This window comes from Lysobacter sp. DMC97, from assembly GCF_056313745.1.
In genome coordinates, this window is sequence record NZ_JBQUZR010000008.1 from 113,214 (window position 1) to 127,851 (window position 14,638).

Here is a 14,638-nt window from a genome sequence, read left to right on the forward strand (position 1 = left end):
TTGTAGCCCGCCCCGGCGCGATGCCGGCCGATGCGGGCCGATCGGAGCCTGTCGGGGGCCGTTCGCTTACCGGGAAAGAGGGGCTTGTGGCACCATGCCGGACCTTGGCCAACCTGTCCGGGACTTCGAAGATGCGGCAATCGAGCTGGTGGAAGATGCGTTGGGTCGCGGGGCTCTGCCTCGGGCTGGCGCTGATCGCCCCCGTCGTCCACGCCCAGCGGGTGGAGGGCGACCGCGCCGCCGCCAGCGGCGTCTACGAGGCCGAAGTGCCGGTCAACACCCAGACCGACGGCGAGCGCGACCGCGGCTTCGCCCGGGCGCTGGCGCAGGTGCTGGCCAAGCTGAGCGGCGACCGCGCCGCCACCGGCCGCCCCGGCGTCGGCCAGGAATTGCGCCGCGCGAAGGAATACGTCGCCGGCTTCGATTACCGCCAGGACCAGGGCGTCGGCGCCAACGGCGCGCCCAGCTTCAAGACGATGCTCGTGGTCCGCTTCGACCAGGGCAAGGTCGACGGCCTCATCGGCCTGCTCGGGCTGCCGATCTGGCCGCAGCCGCGGCCCAAGCCGGTGCTGTGGCTGGCGATCGACGACGGCAAGGGCCCGCGGCTGGTCGCGCTGGCCCAGAGCAACGCCGCCCGGTCGGTGCTGGATCGCGCGATCGAACGCGGCTACCGCCTCGGCCTGCCGGCCGGCAACGCCGCCGAGCAGGCCGCCGTCGGCGCGATCTGGCGCGGCGACACCGGCGCCATCGCCCGGGTGTCCGCCCGCTACAGCCCGCCGATGCAGCTGATCGGCAAGCTCTACCGCAAGGGCACCGGCTGGAAGGCCGACTGGATCTTCGTCGACAGCGGCAAGGCGCTGGCGAACTGGTCGACCGAGAACACCGACGCCCGCGCGGCGATGGCCGGCGGCGCCGATGGTGCCGCCGACGCGCTCATCAAGCGCTATGCCCGCCGCGGCGCCGCGGCCGGCCCGCCCGGCACCTACCGGGTGCTGATCACCGGCATCGACAGCGCCGACGACTACGTCCGCCTGATGGCCCACCTGCAGGACCTGTCGGTCGTGCGCAAGGCGCGCCCGGTGCGCGCCACCGCGGACGGCCTGCTGCTGGACCTGGACCTGATCAGCGGCCTGTCGGGCTTCCGCCGGGTGATCGCCGATCGCGGCGTTCTGGTGGCGCCGGCCACGGACGATCAGGACACACCGCCGCCCGAAGGTGGCGAGCCGGTGATCCCGACCTTCGACCTGCGCTGACCGGGCCATGGCCGCCGACCCCTCCGCCGACACCCCGCCGCCGCCCGATCCGAACCGGGCGGTGGAGGACATCGCCACGTTCTTCCGCCGGCTGCAGTGGGGCCTGCTGCTGCTGGGTGCCGGGGCGCTGCTGTGGGCGCTGGCGCCGGTGCTCACGCCGTTCGCGGCCGCGCTGCTGCTGGCGTGGATGGGCGATCCCGTGGTGCTGCGGCTGCAGGCGCGCGGGCTGTCGCGCAACACCGCCGTCGCGGTGGTCTTCAGCGCGATGGTCCTGCTGCTGGCGGTGCTGATCGTGGTGCTGGTGCCGGTGATCCAGGACCAGATCCAGGTGCTGGCCGACAACGTGCCGACCTACCTCGACTGGTTCGTGCACACCGGCCTGCCGTGGGTGCAGGCGAAGACCGGACTGAACGTGACGACCTGGCTCGATCCCGACTACCTGGTCGAGATGCTGAAGCGCAACTGGCAGGGCGCCAGCGGCATCGCCGCGCAGGTGCTGGGCGTGGTCACGCATTCGGGCTTCACCGTGCTGGGCTGGGTCGCGAACCTCGTGCTGATCCCGTTCCTCAGCTTCTTCTTCCTGCGCGACTGGTCGGCGCTGGTGCAGCGCGCCGCCGGGCTGGTGCCGCGCAACCGCATCGGCACGGTCGCGATGCTGGCGCGCGAGTCCGACGCCGTGCTCGGCAGCTTCCTGCGCGGCCAGTTCCTGGTGATGCTGTCGATGGGCCTGTTCTACGCCATCGGGCTGTGGATCGTCGGGCTCGACGTGGGCGTGATCATCGGCCTGCTCGCCGGCCTGCTCACCTTCATTCCGTACATCGGCCCGCTGACCGTGCTGCTGGGCGGCAGCATCGCCGCGCTGGTGCAGTTCGGCGACTGGCCGCACCTGGCCGGCGTGCTGGCGGTGTGGGGCGTCGGCCAGATGCTCGAAAGCTACGTGCTCACGCCGAAACTGGTCGGCGACCGCGTCGGCCTCGGGCCGGTGACGGTGGTGTTCGCGGTGATGGCCGGCGGCACGCTCTTCGGCTTCCTCGGCATGCTGCTGGCGCTGCCGGTGGCGTCGGTGGCGAACGTGCTGATCCGCCATCTGCACGGGCAGTACACCGCCAGCCGCTTCTACCTCGGCGATGCGCCCGTTGCCCCGGGAATCGAGATCGTGGCCGCTCCGCACCACGTCCGTGATCGTCCCTCCGATCCGCCCGCGGCCCCGCCCACGGAGCCGACGGACCCGGCGTGAACGCGCAGTCGCCTCCCGGCGCCGCGCAGTTGCCGCTGGCGCTGCGTTGTCCGCCGGACCAACGTTTCGAAACCTTCGTCGGCGCGCCCGAGGGCGCGTTGGCGCAGTTGCATGCGCTCGCGCGCGGGGAGGCCGGCGGCGTCGCGGTGGACAGTCTGTACATCGTCGGCCCGGCCGGCACCGGCAAGACCCACCTGCTGCTCGCCGCCTGCGCCGAGGCCGAAACCGCCGGCCGCCGCACCGCCTATTTGCCGCTGGCCGCGGCCGCGGGACGGCTGGGCGATGCGCTGGAGGCGTTCGAGCACGCCGATCTGCTCGCGCTGGACGGCCTCGACGCCATCGCCGGGAACCGCGAGGACGAAGTCGCGCTGTTCCACGCCCACAACCGCGCCCGCGATGCCGGCCGCCCGTTGCTCTACGCCGCGCGCGTGGCGCCCGATGCGCTGCCGCTGACGCTGCCGGACCTGCGTTCGCGCCTGTCGCAGTGCGCCCGCGTCGTGCTGGAACCGCTGGACGACGCCGGCCGCGCCGACGTGCTGCGCCTGCGCGCGCAGCGTCGCGGGCTGCATCTGGACGATGCCGCGATCGACTGGCTGCTGCGCCGCGTCGATCGCGACCTCGCCAGCCTCACGGTGCTGTTCGATCGCCTCGACCGCGAATCGCTGGCCGCGCAGCGCCGCCTGACGGTGCCGTTCCTGCGCAGCGTGCTCGGCGGCTGACGGCCGCCGTCGTCGAGGTGCCGTCTGCGCGGGTCAGGCGACCGCGTTGCGCGCCGCCAGATCGCGATCCAGTTCCGCCAGCCGCTCCGGCGTGCCGACGTCGGTCCAGCGGCCGCGGTGGTGTTCGCCGGTCACCGATTCGCGGCCCATCGCCGCGCGCAGCAGCGGCGCCAGCTTGAAGCGCGGCGGCTTCTCGCGCGCGCCCGGCGCGTCGCCGATCACGCGGCGCCAGTCGTCGAACAGGCTCGGGCTGTAGAGGCCGATGCCGGAAAAGGTCAGCCGGGTCCCGGGTTCCTCGGCGGTGGCGGGTCCGCTGTTCACGCGGCCGTCGTCGCGCAGGGTGAAATCGCCGCGCGGGTTGTGCGCGGGATTGTCGACCAGCACCAGGTGCGCGTCGCCGGCGGGCGCGGGCGGCAGGCGCGCGAAGTCGTAGTCGGTCCAGATGTCGCCGTTGATGGCGAGGAACGGTTCCTCGCTGATGCGTTCGGTGCCCAGCAGCGGCAGCGCGTGCCACATGCCGCCGCCGGTTTCCAGCGGCGTGGGACCTTCGTAGGTGTACTGGATGCGGACGCCGAAGGCCTCGCCGTCGCCGAGCGCGTCGGGGAAGCTGCGCGCCAGCCAACTGGTGTTGATCACGAGGTCGCGGATGCCGGCCGCCGCCAGCCGCTCGATGTGCCAGACGATCAGCGGCTTGCCGCCGGCCGGCAGCAGGGGCTTCGGCACGGTGTCGGTGAGCGGACGCATCCGTTCGCCCAGACCCGCGGCGAAGATCAACGCTTTCATGGTGCCGGTTCCCCCTACTGCGACTGCGCGGCCACTTTGCCACGGAGATCGAAGCAAGGACTGTGCCGTTCGGCACGTCATCGCGTGCGATCGCTTACCGCCGATCGGGACGGACTCAGCCGGCGAGCGCCGGGCGCACGTGGCGGTCCAGCAGCGCCGCCAGCGGCGCCAGTTCCGGGTATTTCGGCAGCACGCCGTCGAGATAGGCCAGGAAGCGCGGCGCGTCGGCGAGGTACTTCGGCTTGCCGTCGCGATGGTTCAAGCGCGCGAAGATGCCCATGACCTTGAGGTGACGCTGCACGCCGATCCAGTCCGCATCGCGGCGGAAACGTGCCAGCGGCGGCACCGGCAGTCCGGCGGCCGCGGCGCGGGCGTGGTAGCGGTCCAGCCAGCCGTCCACGCGCGCTTCGGGCCAGCTCAGGAACGCGTCCTTGAACAGGCTCAGCGCGTCGTAGGCGATCGGGCCGCGCACCGCGTCCTGGAAATCCAGCACCGCGGGGCCGTCGGCGGCGGGCATGAGGTTGCGCGGCATGAAGTCGCGGTGCACCAGCACCTGCGGCTGCGCCAGCGCGGCGTCGATCAGCCGGCGATACACCAGATCGAGCGCTTCGAGGTCGCCGCAGTCCAGCGTCACGCCGAGATGGCGGCCGAGGAACCATTCGTCGAACAGCCGCAGTTCGCGCGCCAGCAGCGCGTCGTCGTAGGCCGGCAGGTCGGCCGGCGGCGACACCGCCTGCAGCCTGAGCAACTGGTCGACGGCGGCGTCGAACAGCGCGTCGGCATTGGTTTCGTCGATCACGTGCAGGTAGGTGTCGCGGCCCAGGTCTTCCAGCAGCAGGAAGCCGGCGTCGGCGTCTTCCGCCAGCACCTGCGGCACGCGCACGCCGCCGGCCTGCAGCAGCGCGCGGATGCGCAGCCACGGCTTCACGTCTTCCTTGTCCGGCGGCGAATCCATCACGATCCGCGTGCCGCCGGCGGTCTCGCCGCGCCAGTAGCTGCGGAAGCCCGCATCCATCGACGCGCGTTCGAGCACGAGCGCGGCATCGCCGGTGGCGGCGCGGGCCCAGGTCGTGCGGGCTTCGGCGCGGGCGTCGGCGTGCGGATCGGTCGGAAGTGCGGATGGCGTCGAGGTCTGCGGCATGCGGGGCCCGGAGTGGCGTGCGGATGGCATGGAATCCGCAAAGGGTAAACTGTCCGCCGAACCAGAGGGAGCCGTCATGGCCGAGCTTTCCGCCCAGAACGATCCGACCGCGCTGCAGCCCGTCCTGTTGTCCGGCGGTTCCGGCACGCGCCTGTGGCCGCTGTCGCGCGAAGCGCATCCCAAGCAGTTCCTGCCGCTGGTCGGCGACGACACGCTGCTGCAGGCGACCTGGCGCCGCGTCGCGCCGCTGTCGTCGGCCGCGCCGCTGGTGGTCGCGAACGAGGACCACCGCTTCCTCGTCGCCGAACAGTTGCGCGTGATCGGCGCGCCGCGCGCGCGCATCGTGCTGGAACCGGTCGGCCGCAACACCGCGCCGGCGATCGCCGCTGCCGCGCTGATCGCCTCCGCCGACGGCGGCGACCCGTTGCTGCTGGTGCTGCCGTCCGATCACGTGGTGCGCGACGCAGACGCCTTCCGCGCCGCCGTGCGCGCCGCGTCGCCCGCGGCCGAAGCCGGCGCGCTGGTGACGTTCGGCATCGTGCCGCAGGCGCCGGAGACCGGCTTCGGTTACATCCACGCAGAAGCGGGCCATGCCGAAGCGGGCGAGGGCGTGCGCAAGGTGCTGCGCTTCGTCGAGAAACCCGACGCCGCGACCGCGCAGCGCTATCTCGATGCCGGCGGTTATTACTGGAACAGCGGCATGTTCCTGTTCCGCGCCTCGCGCTTCCTCGAAGAACTCGGCCGCCATCGTCCCGACATCCTCGCCGCCGTCCGCGCGGCCTGCGGGCATGTCGATCCGGACGGTGAATTCCTGCGGCTCGATCGCGAGGCGTTCGCCGCGTCGCCGTCGGAGTCGATCGACTACGCGGTGATGGAGAAGACCGACGCGGCGATGGTGCTGCCGGTCGACATCGGCTGGAACGACGTCGGGTCGTGGTCGGCGCTGTGGGACGTGAGCGAACAGGACGCCGACGGCAACGCGCGCCACGGCGACGTGATCACCGTCGACAGCCGAAACAGCTACGCCTACGCGCGGCGGCTCGTCGCGCTGGTCGGCGTCGACAACCTGGTCGTGGTCGAGACCGACGACGCGGTGCTGGTCGCCGCCAAGGACCGCGTGCAGGACGTGAAGCAGGTGGTCGCACGGCTGAAGGCGGAGCATCGCTCGCAGGCGGTGCTGCATCGCGAAGTGCAGCGCCCGTGGGGCAGCTACGACTCCATCGACGTCGGCAACGGCTTCCAGGTCAAGCGCATCAAGGTGAAGCCGGGTGCGTCGCTGTCGCTGCAGTCGCATAACCGCCGCGCCGAACACTGGATCGTCGTCCGCGGCACCGCGCTGGTCACCCGCAATCTCGACCTGTTCGAACTGCACGCCAACCAGTCGACGTACATCCCGATCGGCGCCAAGCACCGCCTCGAAAACCCCGGCACCGAGATGCTGGAACTGATCGAAGTGCAGTCCGGCGATTATCTCGGCGAGGACGACATCGTGCGCTACGAGGATGTGTACGGGCGGGGGTGAGCCCGCGGTTCGTGTCCGGCGTGTCTGCCGCGGCCGCTGGCGATCGACATCCCGATGCCCGTCCGCGGCTGCGGTATCCTCCCGCCGTCTTCACCTGCAGGACCGTGACATGAACAGGATCGACATGCCGCCGGTGCGGACCGGCATTTCCCGTTTCGGTGGCGTCGCCGGCAGAGCCTCCCGGACGCTCGCCGTGTTGCTGTCCGGCTGCCTGGCCTGTGCCTCGATGGCCGGCGCACAGGATCGCGCCGTGGACGCCGAACCGCCTCGGGCGGCGACCCCGGACGCCGCGCTCGAAGCCGCGCCCCGCGATCCGAACCTCCAGCAGCTCTTCTTCGCATCGAAGCTGCAAAGCGCCAAGCCGGTGCTGCGGGTGGATTACGACGCGTCCGGCGTGCCGACGGCGGTGACGCTGAAGCGTGCGTCCGGCGATACCGCGCTCGATGCGGCGATCCTCGCCTGGGGACGGCAGTTGCGCCTGCCGGCCGGAAAGGCAGGCCACGGCTTCGTCCCGTTCGATTTCGGCAGGGAGACGGCGGCGCCGCCGTCGCCCTATTCGCAGGAGACCGCGCAGTTCGATTTCCAGGGCAAGGTGCTGAAGATGCCTTCGTTGCGGCCCGTGACGCGCGCCTTCCGTCGCAGCAATCTCACGCGGGTCTCGACGGAGCTGGCGATCGACTACAACGCGGCCGGCGGTGTCGTCGATGCCCGGCTGGCGGACCCCACGCTGGACACGGGGCTCAACAAGGCCATCGTGACGTGGGCGATGGGGCTGCAGTTCAAGCCCGGCGAGGCCGGCACGCTGCGGCTGCCGTTCCACCTCGAACAGCGCTGAGCCGGCGGCGCGACGACGGGGTGGACCGATCGGTGCCCCGTCCGTGCCTGTGGCATCCTGCGCGCCATCTGCCCTCGGGATGCCCTGCATGAAGTCGTCCGTCGCGTCGTCGCTGCTGCTCGTCTCTGGCGTCCTCTGTGCGCAAACGGTCCCGCCGCCACCCCCTGCGCCGCCGCCTTCCGAGCAGGCCGAAGCGCGGCCCGCGCTCGTCGTGCGGCCGTCGCTCGCGCCGGTCGCGCAGGCGTTCAATGCCTCCGGGCTGGCGAAGGCACGGCCGGTGCTGGTCATGACCTACGACGCGCAGGGTGTGCCGACGGACGTTCGCCTCAAGACGACCTCCGGCAACGACGCGCTGGACCAGGCGATCCTGGCCTGGGGACGTGCGGCCCGCGTTTCGCCGGGCAAGGCCGGCAAGGGCAGCCTGCCGTTCGATCTGGTCAACGACGAGGCCGTGCCCGCAACGCCGATTGACGTGGATGCGAGGACGCTTCCGGAAATCCAGTCCGCGCAGATCGCGTTCCGGCCGCCGCTTTCGACGGTCCACGACGCGGTCGCGAGCGCCGGGATCGCGGATGCCACCGCCCAGCTCATGCTCGCCTACGCTGCGGACGGGCGCGTGACCGAGGTGCAGATCATCGATTCCAGCGGCAGCCTCGCGATCGATGCGGCGATCCGCAACTGGGCGACGCATGTGCGCCTGAAGACCACCGCCGCGGGCGCCGGCCGCCTGCCGTTCTCGTTCAAGGTGCGGTGAGCGCGCCCATGCGCCGCACCGCGAAGATCCTGCTCACCATCCTGCTGGCCGGCGTGCTGTTCATCGGCAGCGCGGCGATCCTGCTGTGGCGCTACGTCGACGGCCACAAGGCCGGATGGCTGGAAGCCGGGCAGACGGCGCTGCAGGATGGGGCACGCGAGGGCGCCGCGATGGACGATGCTGGCTGCATCGAGGCCGGTTTCGCCCGGTTGCGCAATGATGATTCGCTGGGGGGACTGAAGTCGCGGCTGTGGCTCAAGGGCTGCCTGGGCGCGAGCCAGCCGAAGGACGGCACCTGCGCGGACGTGCCGCGGGTCGATCAGTTCGTCGACACGGTGCGCTGGACCAGCGCGTTCTGCGCCGCGCACGGGTTGAACAACCACAACCGCTGCAACGGCTTCGCTCAGGAAGTGCAGGGCCATTGCATGGCGCTCACCGCTGCGCAGCGATGAGCGCCGAAGTGCGCCGAAGTGCGCCGGGCGATCAGCCCAGCGACGCCAGCCACTCGTCGTCGGAGCCTTCGCTGACGCCTTCGAACAGGATCGTCGACAGATAGCGCTCGCCGGTGTCGGGCAGCATCGCCAGCAGCACCGAGCCTTCCGGCGCGGTTTCCGCGGCCTGCAGCGCCGCGGCGACGGTCGCGCCGCAGGAGAGACCGACGAACACGCCTTCTTCCGCGGCGAGGCGACGCGCGGTGTCGCGGGCGACGATGTCCTCGATCGGCAGGATCTCGTCGGCGATCGTGCGGCTCAGCACTGCCGGCAGGAAGTCCGGGGTCCAGCCCTGGATCTTGTGCGGCTGCCATTCCTTGCCCGACAGCAGCGCCGCGCCGGCGGGTTCGCTGGCGATGATCTTGATGTCCGGGCGCGCGAGCTTCAGCACTTCGCCGGCGCCGGTGATCGTGCCGCCGGTGCCCCAGCCGCTGACGAAGTAGTCCAGGCGCTTGCCAGCGAAATCGCGCAGGATTTCCGGGCCGGTCGTGCTGCGGTGGTAGGCCGGGTTGGCCTCGTTCTCGAACTGGCGCGCCAGGAACCAGCCGTGCTTCTCGGCCAGTTCCTTCGCCTTGCGCACCATGCCGCTGCCGCGTTCGGCGGCGGGGGTCAGGATGACCTTGGCGCCGTACGCGCGCATCAGCTTGCGACGTTCGACCGAGAAGGTTTCGGTCATCACCGCGACGAACTTGTAGCCGCGCGCGGCTGCGACCATCGCCAGCGCCACGCCGGTGTTGCCGGAGGTGGCCTCGACGATCGTGTCGCCGGGCTTGAGCAGGCCCTTCTTCTCGGCGTCCAGCACGATCGCGATCGCGAGGCGATCCTTCACCGAGCCGCCGGGGTTGAACGACTCGACCTTCGCGTAGAGCGTCACGTGCTTCGGCGCGATGCGCTGGAGGCGCACGATCGGGGTGCTGCCGATGGTGTCGAGGATGTTGTCGTAGAGCGCCATGGGAATCTGCCTCGGGAAAGTGCGTGGAATGCGGGGAATGCGGGATGCGTGGGGTCAGCGACGCGGCAGGGTGCGATGTCCGGCCTTGCGTCGTCGGGTTTCGCGCGGATGCGCGGTCATGCGGCCTCCGCGAGCGGATCGGCCGTCGACGCCGCGGGCTCGGCGACGACGTCGCAGTCGCCCAGCGGCGGTGCGCCGTACCAGTGCAGCGAGGACGCGAGCGCCGCGACCTCGCCGACGAACAGCAGCGCCGGCGAGCGCACGGCATGCAGGCGCGCGCGCTCGGGCAGGGTGTCCAGCGTGCCGAGCACGACGCGCTGTTCGGGACGGCCGCCGTTCTCGACCAGCGCGCAGGGCGTGGACGCGGCGCGGCCGTGCGCGATCAGGCGGTCGCGCACGCGCTCCAGCCCGGACACGCCCATGTAGAACGCCAGCGTCTGCCGCTCGCGTGCGAAGCCGGCCCAGTCGAGGCCGTCGTCGGCGCTCTTGCCGTGCGCGGTGACGAAACGCACCGACTGCGCGTGGTCGCGATGGGTCAGCGGGATGCCCGCGTGCGCGGCGCAGGCGAGCGCGGCGGTGATGCCGGGCACGACTTCATAGTCGATGCCGTGCGCGCGCAGGCATTCGAGTTCCTCGCCGCCACGCCCGAACACGAAGCCGTCGCCGCCCTTCAGCCGCACGACGCGGCGCCCGGCGCGGGCGTGCTCCAGCATCAGCGCGTGGATGCCGTCCTGCGAGACGTGGTGATGGCCGGCTTCCTTGCCCACTTCGATGCGTTCGGCATCGCGGCGGGCGAGGTCGAGCACGTCGGGCGAGACCAGGCGGTCGTGCAGGATCACGTCCGCTTCGTTGAGCAGGCGCAGGCCGCGCAGGGTGAGCAGGCCGGCATCGCCCGGGCCGGCACCGACCAGCGCCACGCGCCCGGCGACGCGCGTCGGGCTGCCGTCGAGGCGGGCGAGCAGCGCGCGTTCGGCTTCGGCGGCGTCGCCGCGACGCAGCAGCGCCGGCACGTCGCCCTGCAGCACGGCGTCGAAGAAGCGGCGGCGGGCGTCGAGGTCGGGCAGCCGCGCGCGGATGCGACGGCGATGGCGCACCAGCAGGGTGCCAAGTGCGGCCAGCGCGGGATCGAGGTCGGTTTCGAGCTTCTCGCGCAGGTACCGCGCCAGCATCGGCGCACCGCCGCCGCTGGAGATCGCGATCTGCAGCGGGCCGCGCTCGACGCGGGCGGGCATCTGGAAGGCGCAGAGCGGGGCGTCGTCGACCACGTTCACCCAGACGCCGCGGGCCTCGGCGGCCTCGGCGACGGCGCGGTTGACGTCGGCGTCGTCGGTTGCGGCGATCGCCAGGCGGGCGCCGTCCAGCCACGCCGGCTCGAACGCGCCGGGCAGGTGCACGAGCCGGCCTTCGGCGACCCACGCCGCGAGGGCAGGGTCCAGCGCCGGTGCGCCGACGCGTACCCGCGCCCCGGTGGGCAGCAGGGCTTCGATCTTGCGCCGCGCCACGGCGCCGCCGCCGACCACCAGCACGTCGCGGCCACGCAGGTCGAGGAAGACCGGGAACAGCGGTGTCGCCTCGTCCGCCACCGGCGCGCCGGCACCGCCGGGCGCGGGGCCCGGGCGGGAGTCGGCATCTGCAGCCGCGGACGGAAGGAGGGACATGGCCATTCCACCGGAAGGGAGGCCCAACTTAGTCCCGCCTCATGCCCCCCGGAAATGATCGGGCCGTCTTGGCTTATGCTTTTTGGGAATAAGCCAACCCGCGCCCGGCCATCGGCGATCTGCTATTCCTATCGCTTGATCCGAATGAAAGGATCGAGGATGCCCCGACAATGGCGGCATCGCGGTCCCGCCCGCTTCCCGACACCCGCCATGACCCTGGTCCAGCTGCGCTACTTCGTCGCCATCGCCGACGCCGGATTCAACATCACGGCCGCCGCCGAGCACGTGCACGCCACCCAGCCGGGGCTGTCGAAGCAGCTGAAGCAGCTGGAGGACGAACTCGGCTTCCTGCTGTTCGTGCGCAAGGGCCGCAGCCTGGAAGCGCTGACCCCGGCCGGCACGCAGGTGCTGTCGCACGCCCGCCGCATGCTGGCCGAGGCCGCGAACATCCGCGCCTTCGCCGCCAACCAGCGCCGCGACGCCCACGGCCAGCTGCTGATCGCGACCACCCACACCCAGGCCCGCTTCGTGCTGCCGCCGGCGCTGTCGCTGGTGCACCAGGCGTACCCGCAGCTGAGCATCCACCTGCAGCCCAGCGCCGACGGCGACGTGCTGGCGCAGCTGGCGCGCGGCGAGGCCGACCTTGCGCTGATCAGCACCGCCGGTGATCCGCCTGCGGACGGCATCGCCATCCCGCTGTTCCGCTGGCAGCGCGTGGTGCTGGTGCCACGCACGCATCCGCTGGCGCAGCCGGGCGCACGGCCGACGCTGGCCGACCTCGCCGCGTATCCGCTGGTGAGCTACGAATCCTCGATCCGCCACGATTCCTCGCTGCGCCGCGCGTTCGCCGCGCGCGGGCTGGAACCGCAGCTGGCGATGACCGCGCGCGACGCCGACCTGATCAAGACCTACGTGCGCGCCGGCATCGGGGTCGGCCTGCTCGCCGAGATGGCGGTCAGCGCGATCCACGACGCCGACCTGGTGGCATTGCCCGCGCCCGAGTCGATCCCCGAATGCGTGTCGTGGGCGGTGCTCCCGCGCGAGCGCGTGCTGCGCGACTACACCGTCGAACTGCTGGTGGCGCTGGCGCCGCAGCTCGACCGTCACGACCTGCGCCGCATCCTCGCCGGCCACCAGGCCCCGGCCTGGCCCGCGCCGCCGACGTGGACGGCGCTCAGCCAGGCGATCACCAGCTGAGTGACGGCGGAGGCGGCAGGGACGATGCCGCGGCATCGTCGTGCGCGATGCTCTTCGACAACCGAATCCACGCCAGCACGGCCTCGCCGTAGTAGCGACGGCCATCGAAATGCCCTTGTCGCAAGCCGCGTGACGGCCTGAAGCGACCGGTGTTGTAGACGATCGCAACGTGCGCGAGGCGTTCATCGTCCAGGTGCGTGGCGTCGTGCAATCCCAGCGTGTGCAGCCCGCGCCGGAGCGTGTCGACGCAGTGCGCCAGCGTGTGGTCGAAGCGTGCCCAGTCGCGTGACAGGAAATACTCCCGATCCGAAGGAAAGTGCTGCAGGTCGCGCTGGAACAGGCCGAAGCCGCGGCAGAACTTGTCGGGGTTGGCGACTGCGGGTTCGTAGCCACGGACATGTGCCGCCATCGCGACCAGCGACGCGCGTGCGATCGCGAACATCTCCGCGCCGCGCGGATGCGCCAGCAGGTCGGCACGCTGCCTGGGAAACGCCTTGCGGCCGCCACCGTCGGCGCGCGCATCGAGCGTGTCGCCTACGCACAGCGCGAGCAGCGCGTCCTCGTCCAGCCCCGCGCGTCGCAGCGCGGACCACACGATGCCGGTTTCCTGGCAGGCGATCGCGACGATCAGGTCGAGTGTGAGCGGCGTGCCGGCGAGCGCCGGCACGATGCGATCGGCAAAGCGACGCTTGAACCACAGGAGGTCGTCGCGGGTCGGCATGTCTCGTCTCCGGAGGGTGGTGGAAGGCGGCGCGCCGGTGGTTCCGGCGCGCATGGGTGCGGCGGAGGTCAGTGCACGCCCATTTCGAGCGGGAAATCGCGCGGGTCGATTTCCTCGACGAACAGCAGGCGGATGTCGTCCGACGACAGCAGCGCGCGCAGCTGCGCCGCGATCGGCTTGAGCTGCTCGTGGCCGGTGCACAGCGACCAGATGCGGTCGATCATCAGCGCGAGATCGCCCGCTGGGTCGTAGCGCACCGCGCCGCTCTGGGCGACGATCTGCAGCAACTGGCGCGCGAGGTCGCGTGCCTGCTGCAGCTTCGCCGCGTGCGGCTGCATCGCGTCCTGCACCGCACGCTGCAGGTCGTACAGCAGCGACGCGGCGGCCGCGATCTGCCGCCGGCGCAGGTTGGTGCGCGCGTCGGCGGCCAACGCCGGCGCGAGGATGCGCGCCTTGAATCCCGCCATGTCGGCGGCGGCGACCATGCGATGGCCGGAGAGCGCGCGCTCGGTGCGATCGATCCAGTCCACCAGCGACGGCAGCGCGCCCGGCGCGCGCCGTTCGAAGCCGCGGACCAGCGCCGGCACTTCCAGCAGCAGCGCGGTGATGTCGTTCACGAGGTTGATCGTCGACTGGAACATGGCTCACTCCGGGATCAGGCGGCGGTCGACGCTGCCGTCGTCGCGGGTCGTGGTCTGCCATTCCATGCCGTCTTCGACGATCTTCAGCTGGATGCGCACGATGTCCTCCGGACGCTGCTCGCGCAGGCGTGCGGCGTCGGCGATCACGGTGAGCTGGTCCAGCACCGGCTTGTCGACGACGCCGGACACCAGGTGCAGGCCGAGTTCGAACGTTCGCTTGGTGATCTCGTCCTGGGAATAGCCATCCGGGAACTTGCCGTCGCGCAGTTTCGTCTCGATGCCGATCGCGAACAGGTCGGCAACGATGTCTTTCGCGAAGGCCCACATCGGCTCCTCGCGTTCGCCCGCTTCCCGGATCCCGTTCACGAGTGCCGGGATGCGATCGGCCAGCGCCGACTGGAATTTCTGCGCGGCGACGGCCGGCAACTCGCGATAGTCGATGTACTGCGGAAGCTCGCGGGCGATGACCTTCCGGAATTCGGCATTGCCGTTGGGCGCGAGCTGGTACTCCTTGCGTTCGGACAGGCCTTCGATCGCGACGGGGATGGTCAGCACGATGTCGCCGATGCGCATGCGCGGCACCGGGAAATGGCGCAGCAGCTCGTGTTGCGCGTACTGTTCGGCGACCTGCACGGCGTGCGCGTCGGCCATGACGCGGGCTTCGGTGACGCTGGCGACGAGGCCGCCGAGGTAATCGTTGAGCGTGGGCATGGGGATGTCCTCTGGATGCGTGG

15 protein-coding genes are annotated in these 14,638 nt (G+C 71.4%); 8 read left to right on the forward strand and 7 right to left on the reverse strand.

Features of this window, described 5'->3' with window-relative positions; translation table 11 throughout:
* The first annotated feature begins 155 nt into the window (after positions 1–155).
* From ACT53Q_RS17405 to hda, 3 genes are read left to right on the forward strand one after another with little or no spacing between them, the layout of a single operon-like run.
* Positions 156–1,253, forward strand: coding sequence for a DUF2066 domain-containing protein (locus ACT53Q_RS17405; protein WP_476188045.1), 1,098 nt, complete (start codon positions 156–158; stop codon positions 1,251–1,253).
* A 7-nt stretch (positions 1,254–1,260) separates the two neighbouring features.
* The gene (locus ACT53Q_RS17410) at positions 1,261–2,490 is read left to right on the forward strand and encodes an AI-2E family transporter (protein WP_476187919.1); all 1,230 of its coding nucleotides are present in this window, start codon (positions 1,261–1,263) and stop codon (positions 2,488–2,490) included.
* Positions 2,487–3,209 (forward strand): DnaA regulatory inactivator Hda, encoded by a 723-nt coding sequence (hda, locus tag ACT53Q_RS17415; RefSeq protein WP_476187920.1) that lies wholly within the window; start codon positions 2,487–2,489, stop codon positions 3,207–3,209. Before ACT53Q_RS17410 ends, hda begins: the two co-directional genes overlap by 4 nt.
* Before the next feature lie 33 nt (positions 3,210–3,242).
* Here hda and murU read toward each other — a convergent pair whose 3' ends face one another.
* Both murU and ACT53Q_RS17425 read right to left on the reverse strand, forming a co-directional pair.
* Complete coding sequence (gene murU / locus ACT53Q_RS17420) at positions 3,243–3,992, reverse strand: N-acetylmuramate alpha-1-phosphate uridylyltransferase MurU (RefSeq protein WP_476187921.1); 750 nt, start codon at positions 3,990–3,992, stop codon at positions 3,243–3,245.
* Between the two features lie 115 nt (positions 3,993–4,107).
* A complete protein-coding gene (locus ACT53Q_RS17425) occupies positions 4,108–5,133 on the reverse strand; it encodes an aminoglycoside phosphotransferase family protein (RefSeq protein ID WP_476187922.1) in 1,026 nt (341 codons plus the stop codon).
* A gap of 76 nt (positions 5,134–5,209) precedes the next feature.
* Here ACT53Q_RS17425 and ACT53Q_RS17430 point away from each other — a divergent pair, with 76 nt between their 5' ends.
* The 4 genes from ACT53Q_RS17430 to ACT53Q_RS17445 all read left to right on the forward strand — a co-directional run bounded on the left by ACT53Q_RS17430 (position 5,210) and on the right by ACT53Q_RS17445 (position 8,696).
* The gene (locus ACT53Q_RS17430; protein ID WP_476187923.1) at positions 5,210–6,655 is read left to right on the forward strand and encodes a mannose-1-phosphate guanylyltransferase/mannose-6-phosphate isomerase; all 1,446 of its coding nucleotides are present in this window, start codon (positions 5,210–5,212) and stop codon (positions 6,653–6,655) included.
* Between the two features lie 109 nt (positions 6,656–6,764).
* Positions 6,765–7,490 carry a hypothetical protein gene (locus ACT53Q_RS17435; RefSeq protein ID WP_476187924.1) on the forward strand — a complete coding sequence of 242 codons (726 nt, stop codon included), beginning with the start codon at positions 6,765–6,767 and terminating at the stop codon, positions 7,488–7,490.
* 88 nt (positions 7,491–7,578) lie between these two features.
* Positions 7,579–8,244: an energy transducer TonB gene (locus ACT53Q_RS17440; protein WP_476187925.1), complete on the forward strand. Its 666-nt coding sequence runs from the start codon at positions 7,579–7,581 to the stop codon at positions 8,242–8,244.
* Between the two features lie 8 nt (positions 8,245–8,252).
* Positions 8,253–8,696, forward strand: a complete 444-nt coding sequence (locus ACT53Q_RS17445) for a hypothetical protein (protein ID WP_476187926.1) — start codon at positions 8,253–8,255, stop codon at positions 8,694–8,696.
* 31 nt (positions 8,697–8,727) lie between these two features.
* On the opposite strand, the gene cysK is transcribed toward ACT53Q_RS17445, so the two are convergent.
* Positions 8,728–9,687 (reverse strand): cysteine synthase A, encoded by a 960-nt coding sequence (cysK, locus tag ACT53Q_RS17450; RefSeq protein WP_476187927.1) that lies wholly within the window; start codon positions 9,685–9,687, stop codon positions 8,728–8,730.
* 116 nt (positions 9,688–9,803) lie between these two features.
* On the reverse strand, positions 9,804–11,345 hold the full coding sequence (gene cysG / locus ACT53Q_RS17455) for a siroheme synthase CysG (protein WP_476187928.1): 1,542 nt from the start codon (positions 11,343–11,345) through the stop codon (positions 9,804–9,806).
* Between the two features lie 210 nt (positions 11,346–11,555).
* Here cysG and ACT53Q_RS17460 point away from each other — a divergent pair, with 210 nt between their 5' ends.
* Complete coding sequence (locus ACT53Q_RS17460) at positions 11,556–12,542, forward strand: LysR family transcriptional regulator (protein WP_476187929.1); 987 nt, start codon at positions 11,556–11,558, stop codon at positions 12,540–12,542.
* Here the strand turns inward: ACT53Q_RS17460 and ACT53Q_RS17465 are convergent.
* From ACT53Q_RS17465 to ACT53Q_RS17475, 3 genes are all read right to left on the reverse strand, one after another.
* Positions 12,532–13,263 carry a hypothetical protein gene (locus tag ACT53Q_RS17465; RefSeq protein WP_476187930.1) on the reverse strand — a complete coding sequence of 244 codons (732 nt, stop codon included), beginning with the start codon at positions 13,261–13,263 and terminating at the stop codon, positions 12,532–12,534. The two genes, ACT53Q_RS17460 and ACT53Q_RS17465, sit on opposite strands and share 11 nt — an antisense overlap.
* A gap of 68 nt (positions 13,264–13,331) precedes the next feature.
* A complete protein-coding gene (locus tag ACT53Q_RS17470) occupies positions 13,332–13,904 on the reverse strand; it encodes a hypothetical protein (protein WP_476187931.1) in 573 nt (190 codons plus the stop codon).
* Between the two features lie 3 nt (positions 13,905–13,907).
* Entirely contained in the window at positions 13,908–14,615 is a 708-nt protein-coding gene (locus ACT53Q_RS17475) for a hypothetical protein (RefSeq protein ID WP_476187932.1), read from the reverse strand.
* Between the last annotated feature and the right edge of the window lie 23 nt (positions 14,616–14,638).

Bases quoted from the DNA above. Each gene is read 5' to 3' on its own strand.
- ACT53Q_RS17405 (WP_476188045.1), top strand. From the start codon at position 156: ATGCGTTGGGTCGCGGGGCTCTGCCTCGGGCTGGCGCTGATCGCCCCC.
- ACT53Q_RS17410 (WP_476187919.1), top strand. From the start codon at position 1,261: ATGGCCGCCGACCCCTCCGCCGACACCCCGCCGCCGCCCGATCCGAAC.
- murU (WP_476187921.1), bottom strand. From the start codon at position 3,992: ATGAAAGCGTTGATCTTCGCCGCGGGTCTGGGCGAACGGATGCGTCCG.
- ACT53Q_RS17425 (WP_476187922.1), bottom strand. From the start codon at position 5,133: ATGCCGCAGACCTCGACGCCATCCGCACTTCCGACCGATCCGCACGCC.
- ACT53Q_RS17430 (WP_476187923.1), top strand. From the start codon at position 5,210: ATGGCCGAGCTTTCCGCCCAGAACGATCCGACCGCGCTGCAGCCCGTC.
- ACT53Q_RS17435 (WP_476187924.1), top strand. From the start codon at position 6,765: ATGAACAGGATCGACATGCCGCCGGTGCGGACCGGCATTTCCCGTTTC.
- ACT53Q_RS17440 (WP_476187925.1), top strand. From the start codon at position 7,579: ATGAAGTCGTCCGTCGCGTCGTCGCTGCTGCTCGTCTCTGGCGTCCTC.
- ACT53Q_RS17445 (WP_476187926.1), top strand. From the start codon at position 8,253: ATGCGCCGCACCGCGAAGATCCTGCTCACCATCCTGCTGGCCGGCGTG.
- cysK (WP_476187927.1), bottom strand. From the start codon at position 9,687: ATGGCGCTCTACGACAACATCCTCGACACCATCGGCAGCACCCCGATC.
- cysG (WP_476187928.1), bottom strand. From the start codon at position 11,345: ATGTCCCTCCTTCCGTCCGCGGCTGCAGATGCCGACTCCCGCCCGGGC.
- ACT53Q_RS17460 (WP_476187929.1), top strand. From the start codon at position 11,556: ATGACCCTGGTCCAGCTGCGCTACTTCGTCGCCATCGCCGACGCCGGA.
- ACT53Q_RS17465 (WP_476187930.1), bottom strand. From the start codon at position 13,263: ATGCCGACCCGCGACGACCTCCTGTGGTTCAAGCGTCGCTTTGCCGAT.
- ACT53Q_RS17470 (WP_476187931.1), bottom strand. From the start codon at position 13,904: ATGTTCCAGTCGACGATCAACCTCGTGAACGACATCACCGCGCTGCTG.
- ACT53Q_RS17475 (WP_476187932.1), bottom strand. From the start codon at position 14,615: ATGCCCACGCTCAACGATTACCTCGGCGGCCTCGTCGCCAGCGTCACC.